This window comes from Siphonobacter sp., from assembly GCF_048595215.1.
GTDB lineage: Bacteria > Bacteroidota > Bacteroidia > Cytophagales > Spirosomataceae > Siphonobacter.
Map to the genome: position 1 here is coordinate 1 of NZ_JBMDWJ010000183.1, position 17,993 is coordinate 17,993.

A 17,993-nucleotide genomic window follows, 5' to 3' on the forward strand; every position below is an offset into this window, starting at 1 on the left:
CCTGGAAACTTCGGCTACGTGTACGATTCCGAAGCCGATGAGTACGCTGCAATCCAGGGACGGAAAACTGACCTACATTCCCGACGATAATAAGTTATTTAAGGTGTACAAAAAGCGGACCCTTTCCTGGAATATCACGCAGACCAATGCCACCCATTATTATCTGGTGGGCAGCGGCGAAGGAAAGCTTACGCCTGTAAAATTAAATGGCCGGGACTCGGCGGTGGTACAACTGGAACGGACGCAGGTAGTAGCATTTCTAACGAACACGGGCAAAACGATTTCAACGCCACAACTGGATTTTTTACTGGGGCAGGCCAGGAAGGTGAATGATCCGCAAATCATCAGTGAGGCCCCGGTATATACTTTTGTGTATCACGTTGATCCCAACTATTACCAGTTTATGGAATCTGTGAAATTACAGCGGGAGGTAGGGGACAATCCCTTTGCCGAGCCCGTCCCGATTTATACGAATATCAAGAACGGACTCGGCATTTTCGGGGCGGCGGTAGTGCACGTAAAAAAACTCGAAAAGTAACGCCGCTCACCCCGATTTGTAACCGTCATGGAATGATTGGAGTGTTTTGGGTTAAGCGTCTCAGACGCGAAACCATTCCACCCCGATTACAAATCGGGGTGGAATGGGCAGGGTTACAAATCGGGTGAGCGAGCAATGGCAATACTATTTACAAACGATCCGGCTGATAAACTTTTACCGTACCATCGCCTTCACTACTAACAATCAGCATACTACGACCATTCGGGCTTTTGTCGGGAGCTACGAACAGGATTCCTTCGGGAGCGTCACCCGTACGTAACAATTGCAGAAACTGGGGAGCTTTGGGATTACTCACGTCGTAAATGGCCACGGCGTCGGCCCGTTCCAGAGCGATGAAAGCAATCGGCTTGCCGTTAACCATTCCCACAGTAACGCCTTCGGGCTCCACACCTTTATCATCCGAACGGCTATCATCGTAGGCACCCGCTTTGACTACTTCTTCCTCCATGCTTTTCCCGGAATTGTAAATCAGTTGACCCGTAGCAGCCTCCCGGATACTAAACCCACGGCCACCAAAGGCGTACAATTCATCGTAATCACCGTCCTTATCCGTATCACCGAGGGTCTTGGTAACGTAGAGCCGACCCAATTGCTCTTTCTTTTGTAAAGTTGCCGCATTCGGAAATTTGCTAGGTTCCAGCTTCAGCGTACTGATGCGGGCCTGCTCCACAAAGGCATCGTATTCACGGGCATCGCCTTCGTTGGCCGTGATCAGATAACCGGCGTTATTCACGTTGAAATAGGAAATGGCGTCGGGCAGATACAGCGACTTAATCGGCCAGGTGGCAAAGGCAATTTTACCGTCTTCGTTGGAAGGATCAATGGCATTTTCGGGTAAGCTTATATCCACCGTGCCCAGCGGATGCAGTTTTATAATCGCACCACCCAACAGATCTACTTCCGCGATACCATTGTTTTCCTGGAGCGTTACCCAGGCTTTTTTAGAATCCTGCGAAATGGCTACGTATTCCGGTTCAATATCCTGAGCAAAGCTGGCATTGGGCCCAAAAATCCGGAAACCGCTGGTTTGCAACTGAGCCTGTAGGGGAGCAAATGAATCGAAGGTAAGCGTCCGAATGCTGTAGTTGTTGGTTACATCAATGATGGAAATCGAGCCTACCGGATCGTTCGTATAACTGGCATTGGGTTCGCCTTCATTGGCCGTCACGATGTACTTGCCGTCGGGACTGAAAGTCACCATATCGGGCAAGGCACCCACGGTAATCTGCTTAAGCTGCGTCAGCGTTTTAGTATCCATCACGATGAGGCTACCGTGGGCCTGCTTGTTGGTGGCTTCCAGAGCAATTGCCAGTTTGCCATCTGATACGGACACGCTATTGGCTACACCGCCCAGGGCCGAGATGTCGATGGATTGAATCTTCGTAACCTTCGGTAAGGCCGAAAGATCGAGTACGTCCACCAGAGCTTTGGCTTCGTTGTTAACGGTGAAAAGTCGTTTGGTTGCTGGATCGTAAGCGGAGATTTCAGCCGCCGCTTCACCACCGATTTTCGTGGAAGAGACCTCGCGGAAGGCTGCCGGGTTTTCAGTAAGATCAGGCTGGGGATTGTGATCTTTTACGCAGGCCTGGAAAGCCACTGCCAGTACGCATAGGGCGATCCATTTCTTGTTCCGTAACATGCTTGTGTAGAGTGTAGTGAGAGGAACAAAAATAGAAGCCGGGTCCGGGCGGTATAGGGCTGAAACCGAAGCGTAATGATTATTTAATACAAGGTCAGCAGGCTTAAAATTACGGTAATATTCGAACGGTTTTGGGCTAGAAATGGTACCCTGCGGTAAGTCCCAGCATGGAGCTGATGGCGGTATCCAGATTGGCAAAGGTGAACCGGGCTCCCAGACTTACGTTGACTTCGGGAATGCGGTATTCATAGTCGGCAGCTAATTGATAACCCAGCGAGTGACCTTTGACATGATTGACCTCAGCCAGGTAATAAAGAATGTGGCCAGTGTCCAGCACCCGATACTGAGCACGTCCCAGAAGTTCTTCATCGCGGTACCAGAAGGCGGGGCCTCCGCCCAGCCGGAAGGCATGATTCGGATGTTTGAGTACATCAAAAAAGATACTCGCCTCCATCATCACTCGCTCCCGTCGCGTTCCTTCCAGAACAAGATCGGATGCCTGTAAAGTATGGGGAGCCGATAGATAGCCTATACCGCCTTCCAGTGTCCAGCGTTGGGTGAAGTGTCGATTGTACCGCAGCATCACGCGGCGAGCCGTACCATCCGGAGCATCCAGACTCAGATGATCTACACCTAGACGGATACTGTTTTTAGGAAAAGAACTTACAACAGGCGTTTGAGCTTGAATGGAAAAACAAATACCCCATAAAAATAGGCTGGTTAGTACGATTAATTTCATGCGGTTAAAGGTAGAATAAGTAATTATCGTGTAAATCAAAGTAAGAAAACAAAACTATTAAAAAGTAGAATGAAGGTTTGTTAAAAACCATTAAAAAAGTAACGCGTACAAAAAAAGATCTTTTAAAATCCCTTTTATACGCGTTACTTAATAGGAAATCATGAAAGAAAATTTGGAACTTTAATCGTATTGATCTACTAGTTAATGAATCAATATCGTCCTTCCGCTAGTGCTGTTTTAATCTGTTTGATACGTTCGTTAAATGTAATATTTAAATAATCTACACCTTCAACGGCTACCGTTTGTAAAAACTGATGAATTTCCTCTTGGTGGGGAATAACTTTTCCCGTAACAACCGAAATGTATTTGGCCGTTGACCACATGACGTTTTTTAATTCCGTTTTATTTTCGTTCGTCATGACGTATTCTGTTACCATCGTGCTTTCATCGAAATAAATGATGCTGGTAATAATGGTTACCCATTCACTGACGCGGGCCGGCCGAATGTAGCCAATCTGGTGATTATAAACGACCCAGCTGGCGTTGTGTTTCTTGAAGGTATAATCCATCGTAAAACCGTACATCGAGAAGACATGGTCTTCACGGGCATTGAAATAATAGTCCAGATATTTGGCATTATTCAAATGCTGTAAGGGATCGCAATCCTGAAAACGAATCAATGAATGCGATTCCGTTTTTTTCTGATACGGCCGTTCGGGGTCTAATCGAAACATAAGATTTTTATAAGTATAGATTTTGCAGAAGAAGTGTTCAAGATGTTTACCGATCTACTTCGCCCATAACCAGATCCAGGGAACCAATCACGGCGACCAGATCGGCCAGTAAAGCTCCCCGACTGATTTCGGAAATGACGGAAAGGTTATGGAACGAAGGCCCCCGTGATTTCATCCGAACCGGTACATCGGATTTACCGTCGGTACGGATGTAGAAACCCAGTTCGCCTTTCGAGCCTTCGCCCCGTACGTAGCAGTCCATGGCTTTCGGACGGATTTTCTTCGGTACAAAGGCCTGCGGATCGAAGTCTGAGGTACGTTTGTGCGTACCGGTCAGCTGATCCAAGCATTGTTCCACAATTTTGAGCGATTCCCAGCATTCCATCACTCGTACGTTATTACGATCCCAGCAGTCGCCCACCGTACCCATTTTGCCCTCCCCAATGGGAATGTCAAAATCAAGTTCAGGGTAAACGGAATAGGCATCCACTTTTCGCAAATCCCAGCGTAGTCCCGAGCCGCGTAACACCGGACCCGTACAGCCGTAATCGATCGCCGTGGCCAGGGGGAGTACGCCGACATTCGCCGTCCGACGCACGAAGATTTCATTCTCAATGACCAGTTGCTGTAGTTCTACCAGCTTGGGTTTTAGGTACGTAACCAGATCGCGGCAACGCTCCTCAAAACCCACGGGCAAATCGTAGAACAAACCACCAATCCAGATGTAATTGTAAAGCATACGGGCTCCGCAAATCCATTCCAGCATCCGCTGAATATGCTCCCGATCCCGCATGAGCCACAAAAATGGGGTATAGGCACCAATATCAAGGGCGTACGAACCAATGGCGACAAAGTGCGAAGCCAGTCGGTTCAGCTCGGCCACCAGTACCCGGATGTATTCCACGCGTTTCGGAATTTCTTTGTCGATGCCCAGCATTTTTTCCACGCCCATCACGTAGACGTGTTCCGAGTTCATAGCTGCCAGGTAATCCATCCGATCGACGAAAGGAATCGTTTGATTGAAGGGCAAATTTTCGGCGTGTTTTTCAAAACAGCGGTGCAGGTAACCCAAATGCGGGACTACATCCACAATCAACTCGCCGTCGCTGATAATCTCCAGCCGGAGCACCCCGTGGGTCGAGGGGTGCTGCGGCCCCATGTTAAGGATCATCTCTTCCGACTTCAGATCTTCCAGTTTATACTTGTTTGGATCCGAGCGGAAGTGGTTTTCAGGTTTGTATTCGTATTGAATAGCGGGCATAGTGCGAAGTGAAGAAACGTGGTGTCAAAAGTAGGCGTCAAAGACCGGATCGAATGAAAAAAAAGTAGAAAACTAGGTGCCGGAAGATTCCGTCTTTTCCGCCTGTTTTTTCACGTACCATTGTTTGCCCTCCGGATAGTCCTGTTCCAGAAAGGCTTCCACGTGCGTAATGATTTCCTCCACGGAAAGGGAGGGATCAAACCGCATGGGTTCTTTGAAGGTGACCGAAAGGGTAGTACCCCGTTTTTTCAGTAAGAGCCCTTTTTTGTCAAAGGCCCGGCGAAAGCCATTAATGACGACGGGTACGACAATGGGCTGATGTTCCTTGATCAGATGCCCGGTTCCTTTCCGTACGGGGGCGTACGGGCTGGTAGTACCCTGCGGGAAACTCACCACCCAGCCATCCGAAAGGCCTTTGCCAATTTTATCACCGGCGGATTTGTCCACTTCCCGCTTCACATCATGCCCTTTGGCTCGCCAGGAGCGGTTGATGGTAATCCCGCCGGCCTGAGCAAAAATGCGGGGGACCAGACCGCTGTCTTTCATGGTCTCGGAGGCGGCTACGTAATACATGCGGGCCCGGGGAGCTAGTAGGTAAATGGGCAGTCCAATCCAGTTTCGGAATCCCCATTTGACACTGCAGAAGATGTGATAGAAGCAGATCACATCGGCAAAGTAGGTCTGATGGTTGGACAGAAACAGTACGCCGTTTTCCGGAAGTTTTTCCAGGTGTTCGGTGCCTTTGATGACCGTTTTGTTGGTCCACATGTACCGGGCCCAGGTCAGCGAGCCCAGCGTACCGATAAGGATGCGTTTGGTAAATACGAGATTTCCGAAAGGATCACGCTCAAAAAAGCCGAAGACATCGACCATTTTCAGAAACTTCCGTAGAATGGATTTCATGGGTTGAGGTTAATTATAATTTATCGACGTTAGTTGCAACATCCAGCCGGGGTTTCGTCCTGCAAGCACGGCTGTTCGGTAGCCCATGAGCCTTCCAGGCTGGACCTCTCCACGCCTAATCATTCCATGAGGGCCATCCCATGGCGGCGACCGCCTGCACTAGGCCACCGCATTGCGGCTGTCGTAGGTCGTTCAGTTGCCCCCATGGAATGGCTCATGGGCGGGAGGGGTTTTCATCTTCAAATACTAGCTGTTGGCTGGTTGGTTGATGTTTCATAGGTATTAAAATACAGTCGAACCTTCATGGGCGGCATAAAGCCGAACCCCGCATGGAATGCATACGGACTAAAAAATCAGCCATGTTTGCGGGACGAAGTACGTACGAATGGAACTATCACTTTACATTTCTAATCAGAATAAGTCTATGCCAAAGACCCTAAAACCTCTGGCGAAGCCTTATCCCGTGCGGGGCAAATTTCAGATTCTTTCCAGAATTAAACGCGTACTTTGGTACTTTTCCGAAGCCCCATGAAAATTCTATTGATTGAAGACGAACCCGGCCTCTATGAGACCATTTCCCGCTTCTTGGGCGGAGAAGGCCACGTATGCGAGCTGGCGACTACCTACGACGAAGCCGAAGAAAAGCTGGCCTTGTACGCGTACGATTGCGTACTGATCGATATTATGCTGCCCGGTGGGAGTGGACTGGATTTACTGCGACAACTCAAGGAAAGCCATAAATCCACCGGAGCCATTGTGATTTCGGCCAAAGATTCGCTGGAGGATAAACTAACAGGACTGGACCTCGGAGCTGACGACTACCTGCCCAAACCCTTTCATTTATCGGAACTGAATGCCCGGCTGAAATCGGTACTGCGGCGGCTAAAATTCGAAGGTTCGGATACTATGCAGGTTGGTTCATTGATGATTGATACGGAAGCCCGAACGGTTTTTTTCAATGGTGAAGAAGTAGTGCTCAACCGTAAGGAATATGACCTACTGATGGTTTTTGTAACCAATCAAAATCGTGTAATCAAGAAATCAGCCTTGGCCGAGCACGTTTGGGGCGACAATTCCGATCAGTCGGATTCTTACGATTTTATTTATTCCCAGATCAAAAATCTCCGCAAACGGTTTAGTCAGGTTGGTTACGAACTGACCATTCAAACGGTATACGGCATCGGTTACAAGTTTTCTCCCCACTGAGTATGAGACTTCTCAATCGCAGTACGCTCATCAGTACCCTGTTGCTGCTGCTGGCTCTGGTCATCAGCGGTCTGTATATCTATGATCAGGTGAGTGAGGAAGTACACGACGAAATTGATGAGGAACTGCTGAACCGGAAACTCGAAATTCTCGCCGGAGTACAGTCGCAAACCGTCGTGGAAAACCCACCCCTGTACGCGGGCTTTACCATCGAACCCATTTCCAAAACGGAGTACAAACACCTGAAGGAACATTTCGAGGACATTGAATTATACGAACTGATCGAGAAAGAGCACGAGCCGCACCGCCAGCTCGTGACCAAATTCAAACACCGCGATCAGTATTACCGCCTCCGCATCGAAGCGTCCCTGCTCGATCTGGAGGATATGGGCGAAGTCATTGCTTACAGTACGGCCTGGGTATGTGCTGCCCTGGTTTTACTAGGCTTTCTCGTGAATTTTCTATTACAAAAACGTTTATGGCGACCTTTCTACCAGACCCTCGATCAGTTGAAACACTTCCGGGTCGATCAGCCCGATGCCCTGCATTTACCGACGAGTTCAATCCTTGAATTTCAGGAACTGACGCAGGTAGTCAGTACACTGGCCGAAGTCAATCGTCGGTCGTATCAGCAGCAGAAGCAGTTTGTGGAAAATGCCTCACACGAAATTCAAACGCCGCTTGCCATCGCGTTACACCAGGCCGAAGAACTGATCCAAAACCCGGATTTGCAGGAAAAAGACGCCCAGGCTCTGGGCCTGCTGACCGAACAACTCGAACGTTTATCAGCCCTCAATAAAGCCTTGTTGCTGATGACCAAAATCAGTAATCAGCAGTACGCCGACGTCGGAAACGTCTCCGTGGCTCCCATCGTGCGGCGACTGGTAGGGGAGTACGAATACCTCAGTGAGGAAAAGGAATTACAGCTTGATCTGCAACTGGATGAAACAATGCAGGTACGGGCGAATGTGCATCTGATTGAAATTCTGGTTCGGAATCTGGTCCGAAATGCGATGTTACACGCGACGGAAAACGGATTCGTACAAATTCATGTAAGCAATCAAAAACTCAGTATTGCCAATACGGCCCGACCCATTACGGGTAAAACCGAAGCTCTGTTCGAACGCTTCGTCAAGGAAAGTTCCCAGCGACAATCCCTGGGGCTGGGTTTGGCGATTGTCAAGTCCATTTGCGAGGCGTACCACTACACGCCCGTGATTGAAACGACTGAACATCAGTTTCAGATTACGATTCAATTTATTCCAGATTCCTTCCAGAAAGACTCCGGAGCTTTGTGACGTAATCGTTCACAAAGCCATGAAATATCTATTGCTTATTCTTCTTTGCTGGAAAGCCTTTACCGCCGTAGCTCAGGATACGACGCAGGTACCACCGCCCGTAAAGCCCGTCAAAATTTCCCACGCCGAACCGCTGTACCTGGATTTGGTACGCGATCTGGGAGCCCGTAAAGGTGAGCGGGAGTGGAATGTAGGAACCAGTTTTCAGCGAAACGCAGGCCTTACTCAATGGCACCCGTTCATTGAATATGAATTTGCTCCCATCAATCGGCTGGGTCTGGAAGTGGAAATACCTTTTCAGGTACAAAAACCGCAATTTGAAGACGGACGGCGTTCGACCGTTTCGGTACAAAGTTTGAAAACCTCCGTACAATGGACCTACGCCGTGATCGAACGCTGGCAAACTTCATTAGCGGTGGGCTATACCAACGAGCTGGAATTGCAACGGGGCATCTCCGCCGAATGCGGATTTCCCTTCGCCGTAGCCGCGAAACGCTGGGGATCGCACGTGCATACGTTGTTGTATACGGCTTGGGGCGGCGAGAAGCAGGCGGGGCAGTCGCTGCGATCTACGGGGTATCAGGTAAACCTGGCTGTGCATTACGTCGTGGGTAAGGCCTTTATCGGAGCGGAATGGTATAATGATCCCGCCGAGCATATTCTGCGGCCGCAGGTACGGTTCGCTTTGAAGAAAAATCTGTTAGTTGGGCTGGTCAGCAGTATTTCCCTGACGCACAAAGCTCCGGTTAGTTCGTTCATTCGGATCATCTACGAACCCAAACGTAGAAAGTAAGCTTAGCGAATTGCCGAAACGGGTAGGCTGGGGGCTAGCTTCCAGGGAATCATGGCATTGAACCAGCGAATTTCCTTGAAGTACCGCAAATCATCGACGGATAAGCGTTCGGGAATCAACTGACCACTGGCCAGCAAAGCCGCCCGCCGCGTGCCTTCCAGCAGGGGTTGGTGAGGCGTATACCACTCCTGACCATCGAAAAGGGCAATGTTGGCGTAACTGGTATCGGTAAGCAGACCGTTTCGCACGATGAGAATTTCATCCGCCGAAGCCGCTTTCGTTAAGGATTCCAGATCCGTACGATCGGCAAACTTGTAAGCATATGTTAAATCTGAGGCTTCCATTAACTGGAAAGACTGAATCGCACGAATCGTATACGGAATAAATTCTACCTGCTCAATTGCTTCCGCTCCGTACAAAACCCGGCAGCGGTAAATGGTCTTCGCATCCAGGGTATCGGGTATGGGAATCATCTCTTCTAGGTCCCAGCGATCCGTCGCTCCAAACAAATCTTTCCGGCTTTTGTAGACCCGTTGCTGATGGTAAAACAGGTTTTCCAGTTCGCCCTCGGCTACGCGGATGGTTTCGAGTAATTGCATAGGTTTCGAGTTTGAGGGTTTGAAAGTTTAATGTTTGAGCGTTTGAAGGTTTGATGTTTGAAAACGGGAGGCTTCCGTCTTTTTCTACCCTTTACGAAAAAGGTAGATAGACCTTATCAATCAGTTCCTGGTACTCTTTTTCAGCTTCACTTAGGAAAGTAATGCCGCCGCCGGAACGGAAAAAGGTACCGTCATCGGTTTGTTCCAGAAAACGAATCAGTACACCGGAATCCAGATTTTCTCCGTCAAAAAGGCCTACAATTCCGGTATAATATCCGCGGGGTTCTTGCTCGGCCTGCTGGATGATTTCTACGGTTTTGGGTTTGGGAGCCCCTGTAATCGAACCGGCGGGCAACAATTTTAAAAGCAGCGTACCGAGCTGGCTCTGCCAGTCTTCGGGTAAACGGCCTTTGATTTCAGAACTTACCTGCAAGAGCGTTTTCTCATGCGTTGGTACTTCCTCTACGTATCGAAACCGTTCGACCCAGCGTTCGGTGGTAATCTGAGCCAGATCGTTGCGAATCAAATCGACAATGGTGGCGTGTTCAAAGCGTTCTTTTGCATCCGACAGCAACTGCTCACGGGCGTTGGCCAGGGAAGCGTCCAGCGTACCTTTCATGGGGTGACTGGAAATCAATCCGTCCTGAATACGCACGAAGATTTCGGGAGAAAAACAGAGAACTTCTTTCTGAAACGGCGGCCCGACTTTTTCTAAGAGCGATTTCGAAAGCCAGAGCTTATAGCGAGCCTTACTTCGCTGAAAAATGTCCTGAAAACGCAGCGAGGTATAAACGTGGGTACGTGCGGTCAGGTTGGTGAGAAAGGAATTGCCATTTTTCAATTCCTGATGAACGTAGCGGAATTTTTCCTCGAATGCCGCAAAAGGCAGGGGCTCTTTTGTAAACGAAAAGGCAGCGGGCGTAGCTGGTTCAGCGGAAACGTTGGTTCGACCATTTAAATCGTACCAGACCCCCGCCTCCGGTACGTCGTCCAGCGGCCAGATCAGCGGGTACTGATTTTCAAAGTCAAGAATGAAGAGGCAGGGACGCCGTTCGCGTCCGTACGTATTGAGTTGCTCTTCCAGGGATTTCATGGCATACAAAAAAAGAACGCGGACGAATGGTTCCGTCCGCGTTCCAAACGATATAAAGTCCCTAGACGCGTTCAGCCACTTGTTCCGCCAGAATGGCGATTCCTTCCGTAAAGCTATGCGGTTCGTAACCCAATACGTTGCGGGCTTTGTCGAGAATGAAACCCGTACGCGGTGGCCGCTTGGCGGGTTGCGTAAAGGTGCTCGAATCGGCTTCGGTAATGAGTGATTTATCTAAGTTGAAGTACTCTGCCGTCGCCATGGCCATCTCGTAGGGCGTCATCACTTCCTTACCGGAAATATTGAAAATGCCCAGAGCTTCCTGTTTGGCAATCAGCCAGCAACCCATCGCCAGATCTTCGGCCAGGGTCGGTGAGCGGAACTGATCCGTCACCACCTTGATGGTTTTGCCTTCTTCGAGTGATTTTTTCACCCAGAGAATGATATTGCTTCGGCTCATATCCGCCGCGATACCGTACACCAGCACCGTACGGGCAATCGCCCAGCGAATGTTGGAGCGTTTTACGACTTCTTCGGCGGCGTACTTGCTCCAGCCGTAGAAGCTCAGCGGACTGGGTTGAGCCTCTTCCGGATAAGGGCCGTTGACACCGTCAAAAATGAAGTCCGTTGAAACATGGCAGAGGAACGTATCGTGTTTCTCGCAGGCTTCGACGAGGTATTCTACCGCCAGTACGTTCATTTTCCAGCATAATTCTTTTTCGAATTCGCACTGGTCCACGTTGGTCATGGCAGCGGCATGAATGACTGCATCGGGGCGTACCGTTTCCATCACGATGGCTACCTGAGCCGGATCGGTGATGTCCATTTCGTGGTACTCGTAGCCATCCGTGAACGGCAGGCGATTGGCTCCACGAGCCGTAGCAATCAGTTGAATGTCGGGATTTTGATGTAAAAGGGTAATGAGTTTCTGACCAAGCAGACCGTTTGTGCCGGTGATCAATATTTTTTTAGGCGTCATGACGAAGAAAGATAGATAGGAGTGGCGGTGTACAAAAGTAGAAGACTTACTTGGGAAAAGTGTAACCGTATAGTCGAGTTATTTTTTTCTTACGCATTTTTTTACTGGTGACCTTCAACATCGCCACATTGGTGTTGGGGCGGTTGGCTTCGTTACGGGATTGAGCGGCGATACTATCTACGGCCGCCATACCGGCAATGACCTGTCCAAATACGGTGTAATTCCCGTCCAGCCAGGGGGTACCACCTTTGGTTTTATAGACTTGTTTCTGAGCGTCGGTCAGGGCTCGGCCGGCTCGCCGGGCCTGGGTTTCGAGCAAGGCATCGTCGTAGGTTTTTCCCTGAACAATGTAAAACTGACAACCCGAAGACGCTTTCTGCGGGTTATTGTCGCGGGCCGCCCCTATGGCTCCGCGTTGGTGGAAAAGTTCGGGTACAAACTCTGCCGGAATGGTATAGCCCACATCGCCCTCTCCCAGCATTTCATCCGCCGTTGCCTGTTTCGATTTCGGGTCGCCACCCTGAATCATAAAGGCTGGAATGACCCGGTGAAAGAGTACACCATCGTAGAAGTGCTCCTTGGTAAGCTTGAGAAAATTCGCTTTGTGCTTGGGGGTCTGGTCATGAAGAATCAGCCGGATGGGACCGTACTTCGTATCAATTGTAATCAGGTTCTCGCGTTTTTGAGCGAAGCAACAAAAGGAACAAAGCAGCAACACGCCAATCCATTTGCTTTTCAAAACAGCAGTCTGTAAGGTCATAAATACGCTTCCAAAAATTCGTTGTGATGGATTATTGAGCTAAGCCCGCCCGGATTTCCCGCAGAATATCGCCACCGCCCTGGGCTACCAACTGATCGGCCAGCCGTTGAGCCATCAGGTTTGCCTGAGCCGTATCGGCAATTTCCGTACGGCGTAATTCCTGCGTACCATCGAGGGAAATCAGACCGGCCGTCAAACTGACCCGACCATTGAAATGCGAAGCCAGTCCGTACACCGGAATGCTACAGCCGCCCTGCAAGGTCGCCAGGAAGATCCGTTCGGCACGAATACAGCTTTCCGTTGTCGGATCATTCAGTAATTTTCGAATCCGGGCTTTTTTAGTGGCGTCCAGACCCACAGCACATTCGATGGCTACGCTACCCTGACCCACGGCTGGGGTGAAGACGTCCGTCGGCAAATGTTCGGCAATGTACTCCTCGTAGCCCATCCGGTGGACACCGGCGTAAGCCAGCAGCAAGGCATCGCAGACACCATTTTTTAGTTTTTCGAGACGGGTTTGCAGATTTCCCCGCATATCTACCACTTTGATGTGCGGATAATGCCGCTTCAACGTAGCTACCCGACGCGTACTAGAGGTTCCCACCACAAAGGGCTCGCCTGACTCCAGCGAAAGTTCGGTATTGAAGCTAACCAGTACATCGTTGACGGCTTCGCGGGGGGTAAAAGCTAGAATTTCCAGATCATCCGGTAGGGACGATTGCAAGTCTTTCGCGGAGTGCTGGGCAATATCAATGGCACCGGTTCGGAGTTGTTCTTCCAGTTCTTCGGTAAAGACTCCTTTTGATCCAATTTTGGAAAGGGACCGATCCAGTATTTTATCGCCTTTGGTATCAATAATTACAATTTCAGGGTCCATGCCGCCCTGCCGTAGTTGCTCGGCTACGTATTCGGCCTGCCATAAGGCCAGTTTTGATCCGCGTGATCCTATTCTTACTTTCATTGTTAATCGTATCTAAATAGTATAGGTTTGATATAGTTTGAAGTTTGAGACAAGTTTAACGTTTAAGTATCTGGGGTTGAAGAATCAGAGATTACGTCCTAAAACTTCAAACCCACTCAAACTTTATCAAACCTTAAACCAAACACTTCCCCTGACTTACTTCCGCATCAGGCGGGCGAGCGTCAGGGACAAATCCATAAAAATCATTTTGGCCCGAACGTTCCGTTCCAGGTGAAAAAATGCCGCATTTAATTCCTCCGTAATCAGCGGGATACGTTCCGGAGGAATGACTTTCGAGAAATTCTGAACAAAGGTCAGTTCTTCTCCGTCGAGCCGAACCAGCTCCTGAGCATCATTCTGCCAGAGCATCAAATCCCGAAACAGATTCAGGCTGTACTCCATCAGGCTTTTTTGTTGTTCCTTCGGTTGCGTATCAAACTCGTCAGCCAACTTGATCAGATCGCCAAAAGCCGGTACACCCCGGTAACAATGCCGCATCCACTGAGCAAACCAGGGCTGATCGTCATTGCCCTCGCCCTGAGCGAGTTGCAGGGCGTATCCCAGATTGCCTTCAGCCAGATAAGACAGGTGCCGAGCCCGTTTCTCCTCCGTTCCGGCTTTTTCCTGTAAATACCGGCTTACTTCTTCTTCCGTAAAAGCGGGAACCCCAACGCGTTGCGTTCGTGAAATAATGGTCGTCAGAAGCCGGTTGGCATCCGTACAGACCAGCAGGAAAATCGTTTTAGCGGGTGGTTCTTCCAGAATTTTAAGGAGAGCATTGGCTGAGTATACGTTCAGCAATTCAGGCTGCCAGAGTATCAGAATCTTGTATTCGCCTTCGTAGGCTTTCAGCGAAATTTTGCGAATGACGTTACGGGCTTCCTCCGCCGAAATGTTTCCCTGACGATTGCCTTCCACGCCAATGAACGTAAGCCAGTCGGAGAGTGTGCCGAAGGGTTGAGCCGCCACAAATTCCCGCCATAAGGGCATGTATGCGTCGGACTCGTTATCCTTGATCTTTTTGGTAATGGCAACCGGAAAAATGTGATGGACGTCGGGGTGAGCCAGCTTCTGCATTTTCACGCAGGAAGCACAACGGCCGCAGGCATCGTTGGCCTGCCGATCTTCACAATTCAGGTACGTGGCATAGGCCAGAGCCAGTGCCAAGTTTCCACTACCACTCGGGCCGTGAAACAACTGGGCATGAGCCACATGCTGACTCGTGACCGACTGAATCAGCGTTTCTTTTAAAGCGTCTAAACCGGGAACTTCGCGAAATAACAAGGACGATCAACAGTAAGTGAGTACCGCAAAGATACACCCAAGCCCCGTCAAAGTCGATAGGGGATCGCGACATCGGTACGAGGCTTTTTCAAAATTAGCTGTTTCGCTAGCAAACGATTCTTCTCCGAAAGAGCGAGGGAAAACCTGTTTTGAAAAAAATAATACTATATATAGTACATTAAGGCTAAAGAATTACCGACATTTGCACCCCATTTGAGGAAAATGGTCCTAAAAGTGTGAAAATGAAAGGCCTATAGAAAATAATCTTTGTTTAGCGGATTAAGGTTTTATTAAGATATTACACTAAAATTTAGACATTAAAAAAAATTATATTTTACCATCGTGCTTAATTGCCGTATATTTGTGAAATTTGTGAGCGAAAGTTAAGCTATCCACCAAATAATATTTTCGCCCTCTGCGTATAGCATATGAACACACTTCAGAAACTCGATCACATCGACCGCAAAGTTCTTGAAATACTTCAGTCGAATGCCAAGATTACGAACGCTCAACTTTCTAAAGAAATTGGCTTGTCACCCGCACCAACCTTGGAGCGGGTTAAAAAATTAGAAACTTCCGGTATCATTCAGAGCTACCACGCTCAACTAGATCGCGAGAAAGTAGGCTTAGGCGTAACGACCTTCGTACAGATCACGCTAGTAGGTCACAAAAAACAGGTAACGGATTCTTTCGTAGAGAAAATCAATGAGATTCCTGAAGTCGTAGAATGTCACCACATTACAGGTTCCGGTGATTTTCTGCTGAAGGTAATTTCAAAAGACATTGCTTCGTACCAACGCCTGATGCTGGAAAAAATCAATGAAATTGAAGAAGTAGCCAGCACCCAAACGATGGTCATCCTGTCTACGTTCAAGGAAAGCAAAGTGCTGCCAATCCCTTGATCTCAAAAGAATTATGAAGTCGTTACCCTGGAGGTTAAGCATTCGGGGTAACGACTTTTTTTGTACCTCTAACTTCTACTTTATATGCGTACCCTACTAATCCTATTCAGTCTTACAGTCATGAGTCTGGCCGCTTCAGCTCAGGAAAAACTGGGCGTTATCAAACACAATCACCTGGCTTTGCAGGTGAAGGATTTACCGGTTTCGACAAAATTTTATTCGGAAATTCTGGGGCTGGAACGGATTGAAGTGCCCGATAATCTGAAAGCCATGCGTTCGTGGTTTAAAATCGGTCCCGATCAGCAAATTCACCTGATGGCCGGACGTACGACACCCGTCTACAACGACAGAAACGGGAGTCACTTTGCCATTTTTGTAGAATCGATCGATAAAGCAGAGGCTTTTTTAAAGAGCAAAAACCTGCCGTACCATTCACAGGTGCGTTTCGATGGCGTGAAGCAGATTTACGTGCCCGATCCCGATGGCTATCAGATTGAACTGAACGAATGGAAAGAGCCAACGAAATAAAGTCAGTAACGTGGGTAAGGTTGCCAGTCTAAAGGCTGGCAATTTTTGTTGATGGAAGCTGAAACAGAGCAGAGGTTTAAGCGTTCGATCGGCCCTCTGCGAAGCGTTTCAATAGTACCTTGATACGAGCTAGATTGATACCAGGGCCTTAAAAAATCAATCTTGTATTAAGTCTATCAACTCCTGCCGAATGCCCGTCCAATGTTGATTCAGATTGAGCGTATGTACCCGAATCTGGTGCGACTCATCCGTAAACGTTGCCGATACGGATTCTGTAACGGTAGGATACAGTAAGATACCCGTAGCAGAAGCGGGCTGGTTTTTCAGATACGCAAACAGTTGATATAAGTGCGGCGAATGAATTTTGCGGGCCTCAAAACGCCGCTGAAAGGTGTCCGCGTAGTATTTCGTATCGATGATAATTTTGCGATTGCCTTGTTCCAGCGTTAAGTCCGTTTGCATGAGCGGTAATAGCGTCTGATCCGTTTCAGTGGCTTTCAGCTGCCAGCGAATAGTCTCACGCCGTACCCGCCATTGGGGTAATTCATAGCGATAAAAGTTTCGAACGAAGGCTTCGAACAAGCCCGCCATCTGTTTTTCATCCCGCCAGAAATCCTGAAATTGATACTGACCCGTCGCTTCGTCCACCAGTAAGTTCTTATGAATCAACTCGCATACGTTTAGTAGAAAACGATAAGGGAATTGCGTACGGGGTAAGGGTGTGTGGCGAAAGACCCGGTCGGTTAGTCTGATCTCATCAATGCCCTGCATACGCGTATACAGATGACGTACGGAAGACTGAAAAGGGGAGGCTCTACGTTTCAGTAGGCGATGAAAGGTGCTTTTTAGAATTTGATGGACTGCGTGGTTGGGCGTATACTGATCAATCTCACACACGGCTCGTCCGTATCTGAATTCATTTTTCTGAAGGCTTTCCGTAAACAACAACTTTCCGCGTATAGTTGGCAGCGTAACTTGCTCAGGTTCATAGGTATGAACCATGCCTTGCTTAAAAAGTCGCGAGCTTCCTTTCACGAGTACCTGTGTCAGTAGTTCAAGCAAGGATGTCTGATCGGTAGCCGATACTGCCACTAAATCCCGCTCTTCCAGTTTATCCCAGGCGTAGCAAAGCAGATAGTACAGGTTTTGAATGGGAATTTTCACGGCTTAAACTATCAGGTGAACGCAAAGTACATAAAAAAAGCTACCACAAAGGGTAGCTTTTTACGGTAATCAAAGGGAGTTTTATTTTTTGAACAGACTTTCTACAAAAGTCTGTTTGCTAAATACCTGCAAATCTTCAATCCGCTCACCGACGCCAATGTACTTCACCGGAATCTTGAACTGATCGGAAATACCAATCACAACGCCACCCTTGGCCGTACCATCGAGTTTCGTAATGGCCAGGGCCGTTACTTCCGTCGCTTTGGTAAATTCCTGAGCCTGAATGAACGCATTCTGACCCGTTGAACCATCGAGTACGAGCAGGACTTCATGGGGAGCTTCTGCCGAAAACTTCTGCATCACCCGCTTGATTTTCGCCAGCTCATTCATCAAGTTCACTTTCGTATGCAAACGACCCGCGGTATCGACAATCACTACGTCGTGTCCGGTTTCCGTACCTTGCTTCTCCGCATCGTACGGGACCGATGCTGGGTCTGTATTCATTACGTGATCGTTCACGGGTACACCGACGCGTTCTCCCCAAAGTTTGAGTTGGTCCACGGCGGCGGCCCGGAAGGTATCACCCGCACCGAG

At 48.8% G+C, this 17,993-nt stretch carries 19 protein-coding genes; 6 read left to right on the forward strand and 13 right to left on the reverse strand.

Features of this window, described 5'->3' with window-relative positions; translation table 11 throughout:
- A partial coding sequence (locus ACOJTG_RS10755; protein WP_420153812.1) for a DUF4249 family protein occupies window positions 1-538 on the forward strand: 538 nt, incomplete at its 5' end.
- Window positions 539-686: 148 nt separating this feature from the next.
- Here ACOJTG_RS10755 and ACOJTG_RS10760 read toward each other — a convergent pair.
- From ACOJTG_RS10760 to ACOJTG_RS10780, 5 genes are all read right to left on the reverse strand, one after another.
- Window positions 687-2,198: a choice-of-anchor I family protein gene (locus tag ACOJTG_RS10760; RefSeq protein ID WP_420153813.1), complete on the reverse strand. Its 1,512-nt coding sequence runs from the start codon at window positions 2,196-2,198 to the stop codon at window positions 687-689.
- A gap of 136 nt (window positions 2,199-2,334) precedes the next feature.
- A complete protein-coding gene (locus tag ACOJTG_RS10765) occupies window positions 2,335-2,937 on the reverse strand; it encodes a hypothetical protein (protein WP_420153814.1) in 603 nt (200 codons plus the stop codon).
- Between the two features lie 209 nt (window positions 2,938-3,146).
- On the reverse strand, window positions 3,147-3,671 hold the full coding sequence (locus tag ACOJTG_RS10770) for an acyl-CoA thioesterase (RefSeq protein ID WP_104713110.1): 525 nt from the start codon (window positions 3,669-3,671) through the stop codon (window positions 3,147-3,149).
- Window positions 3,672-3,717: 46 nt separating this feature from the next.
- A complete protein-coding gene (locus tag ACOJTG_RS10775; protein ID WP_420153815.1) occupies window positions 3,718-4,932 on the reverse strand; it encodes an NADH-quinone oxidoreductase subunit D in 1,215 nt (404 codons plus the stop codon).
- Window positions 4,933-5,004: 72 nt separating this feature from the next.
- Window positions 5,005-5,835, reverse strand: coding sequence for a lysophospholipid acyltransferase family protein (locus ACOJTG_RS10780; RefSeq protein WP_420153816.1), 831 nt, complete (start codon window positions 5,833-5,835; stop codon window positions 5,005-5,007).
- Window positions 5,836-6,363: 528 nt separating this feature from the next.
- Here ACOJTG_RS10780 and ACOJTG_RS10785 point away from each other — a divergent pair.
- Genes ACOJTG_RS10785 through ACOJTG_RS10795 form a run of 3 tightly spaced genes read left to right on the forward strand, consistent with a single transcriptional unit; the run spans window position 6,364 to window position 9,132 of the window.
- Window positions 6,364-7,041 (forward strand): response regulator transcription factor, encoded by a 678-nt coding sequence (locus ACOJTG_RS10785; RefSeq protein ID WP_420153817.1) that lies wholly within the window; start codon window positions 6,364-6,366, stop codon window positions 7,039-7,041.
- A 2-nt stretch (window positions 7,042-7,043) separates the two neighbouring features.
- On the forward strand, window positions 7,044-8,339 hold the full coding sequence (locus tag ACOJTG_RS10790; protein WP_420153818.1) for a sensor histidine kinase: 1,296 nt from the start codon (window positions 7,044-7,046) through the stop codon (window positions 8,337-8,339).
- A 19-nt stretch (window positions 8,340-8,358) separates the two neighbouring features.
- Window positions 8,359-9,132, forward strand: a complete 774-nt coding sequence (locus ACOJTG_RS10795; RefSeq protein ID WP_420153819.1) for an HAEPLYID family protein — start codon at window positions 8,359-8,361, stop codon at window positions 9,130-9,132.
- Between the two features lie 2 nt (window positions 9,133-9,134).
- On the opposite strand, the gene ACOJTG_RS10800 is transcribed toward ACOJTG_RS10795, so the two are convergent.
- From ACOJTG_RS10800 to holB, 6 genes are all read right to left on the reverse strand, one after another.
- On the reverse strand, window positions 9,135-9,731 hold the full coding sequence (locus ACOJTG_RS10800; protein ID WP_420153820.1) for an aminotransferase class IV: 597 nt from the start codon (window positions 9,729-9,731) through the stop codon (window positions 9,135-9,137).
- Between the two features lie 91 nt (window positions 9,732-9,822).
- Complete coding sequence (locus tag ACOJTG_RS10805) at window positions 9,823-10,824, reverse strand: aminodeoxychorismate synthase component I (RefSeq protein ID WP_420153821.1); 1,002 nt, start codon at window positions 10,822-10,824, stop codon at window positions 9,823-9,825.
- 61 nt (window positions 10,825-10,885) lie between these two features.
- Window positions 10,886-11,800, reverse strand: coding sequence for an SDR family oxidoreductase (locus ACOJTG_RS10810; protein ID WP_420153822.1), 915 nt, complete (start codon window positions 11,798-11,800; stop codon window positions 10,886-10,888).
- A 46-nt stretch (window positions 11,801-11,846) separates the two neighbouring features.
- Window positions 11,847-12,560 (reverse strand): peptidylprolyl isomerase, encoded by a 714-nt coding sequence (locus ACOJTG_RS10815; RefSeq protein WP_420153823.1) that lies wholly within the window; start codon window positions 12,558-12,560, stop codon window positions 11,847-11,849.
- Window positions 12,561-12,591: 31 nt separating this feature from the next.
- The gene (hemC, locus tag ACOJTG_RS10820; RefSeq protein ID WP_420153824.1) at window positions 12,592-13,521 is read right to left on the reverse strand and encodes a hydroxymethylbilane synthase; all 930 of its coding nucleotides are present in this window, start codon (window positions 13,519-13,521) and stop codon (window positions 12,592-12,594) included.
- Window positions 13,522-13,677: 156 nt separating this feature from the next.
- Window positions 13,678-14,805, reverse strand: a complete 1,128-nt coding sequence (gene holB / locus ACOJTG_RS10825) for a DNA polymerase III subunit delta' (RefSeq protein WP_420153825.1) — start codon at window positions 14,803-14,805, stop codon at window positions 13,678-13,680.
- A gap of 428 nt (window positions 14,806-15,233) precedes the next feature.
- On the opposite strand from holB, the gene ACOJTG_RS10830 reads away from it, so the two are divergent.
- The gene (locus ACOJTG_RS10830) at window positions 15,234-15,707 is read left to right on the forward strand and encodes an Lrp/AsnC family transcriptional regulator (protein ID WP_094808287.1); all 474 of its coding nucleotides are present in this window, start codon (window positions 15,234-15,236) and stop codon (window positions 15,705-15,707) included.
- A gap of 84 nt (window positions 15,708-15,791) precedes the next feature.
- Entirely contained in the window at window positions 15,792-16,235 is a 444-nt protein-coding gene (locus ACOJTG_RS10835; protein WP_420153826.1) for a VOC family protein, read from the forward strand.
- A gap of 156 nt (window positions 16,236-16,391) precedes the next feature.
- Here ACOJTG_RS10835 and ACOJTG_RS10840 read toward each other — a convergent pair whose 3' ends face one another.
- Window positions 16,392-17,399 (reverse strand): 5-methylcytosine restriction system specificity protein McrC, encoded by a 1,008-nt coding sequence (locus ACOJTG_RS10840; protein ID WP_420153827.1) that lies wholly within the window; start codon window positions 17,397-17,399, stop codon window positions 16,392-16,394.
- Between the two features lie 81 nt (window positions 17,400-17,480).
- Window positions 17,481-17,993, reverse strand: a 513-nt coding sequence (locus ACOJTG_RS10845) for a signal recognition particle-docking protein FtsY (RefSeq protein WP_420153828.1), incomplete at its 5' end; no start/stop codon positions are given.

What these genes read in the sequence shown, in the direction of transcription:
- ACOJTG_RS10760 (WP_420153813.1), bottom strand. Translation starts at nt 2,198, where the DNA reads ATGTTACGGAACAAGAAATGGATCGCCCTATGCGTACTGGCAGTGGCT.
- ACOJTG_RS10765 (WP_420153814.1), bottom strand. Translation starts at nt 2,937, where the DNA reads ATGAAATTAATCGTACTAACCAGCCTATTTTTATGGGGTATTTGTTTT.
- ACOJTG_RS10770 (WP_104713110.1), bottom strand. Translation starts at nt 3,671, where the DNA reads ATGTTTCGATTAGACCCCGAACGGCCGTATCAGAAAAAAACGGAATCG.
- ACOJTG_RS10775 (WP_420153815.1), bottom strand. Translation starts at nt 4,932, where the DNA reads ATGCCCGCTATTCAATACGAATACAAACCTGAAAACCACTTCCGCTCG.
- ACOJTG_RS10780 (WP_420153816.1), bottom strand. Translation starts at nt 5,835, where the DNA reads ATGAAATCCATTCTACGGAAGTTTCTGAAAATGGTCGATGTCTTCGGC.
- ACOJTG_RS10785 (WP_420153817.1), top strand. Translation starts at nt 6,364, where the DNA reads ATGAAAATTCTATTGATTGAAGACGAACCCGGCCTCTATGAGACCATT.
- ACOJTG_RS10790 (WP_420153818.1), top strand. Translation starts at nt 7,044, where the DNA reads ATGAGACTTCTCAATCGCAGTACGCTCATCAGTACCCTGTTGCTGCTG.
- ACOJTG_RS10795 (WP_420153819.1), top strand. Translation starts at nt 8,359, where the DNA reads ATGAAATATCTATTGCTTATTCTTCTTTGCTGGAAAGCCTTTACCGCC.
- ACOJTG_RS10800 (WP_420153820.1), bottom strand. Translation starts at nt 9,731, where the DNA reads ATGCAATTACTCGAAACCATCCGCGTAGCCGAGGGCGAACTGGAAAAC.
- ACOJTG_RS10805 (WP_420153821.1), bottom strand. Translation starts at nt 10,824, where the DNA reads ATGAAATCCCTGGAAGAGCAACTCAATACGTACGGACGCGAACGGCGT.
- ACOJTG_RS10810 (WP_420153822.1), bottom strand. Translation starts at nt 11,800, where the DNA reads ATGACGCCTAAAAAAATATTGATCACCGGCACAAACGGTCTGCTTGGT.
- ACOJTG_RS10815 (WP_420153823.1), bottom strand. Translation starts at nt 12,560, where the DNA reads ATGACCTTACAGACTGCTGTTTTGAAAAGCAAATGGATTGGCGTGTTG.
- hemC (WP_420153824.1), bottom strand. Translation starts at nt 13,521, where the DNA reads ATGAAAGTAAGAATAGGATCACGCGGATCAAAACTGGCCTTATGGCAG.
- ACOJTG_RS10830 (WP_094808287.1), top strand. Translation starts at nt 15,234, where the DNA reads ATGAACACACTTCAGAAACTCGATCACATCGACCGCAAAGTTCTTGAA.
- ACOJTG_RS10835 (WP_420153826.1), top strand. Translation starts at nt 15,792, where the DNA reads ATGCGTACCCTACTAATCCTATTCAGTCTTACAGTCATGAGTCTGGCC.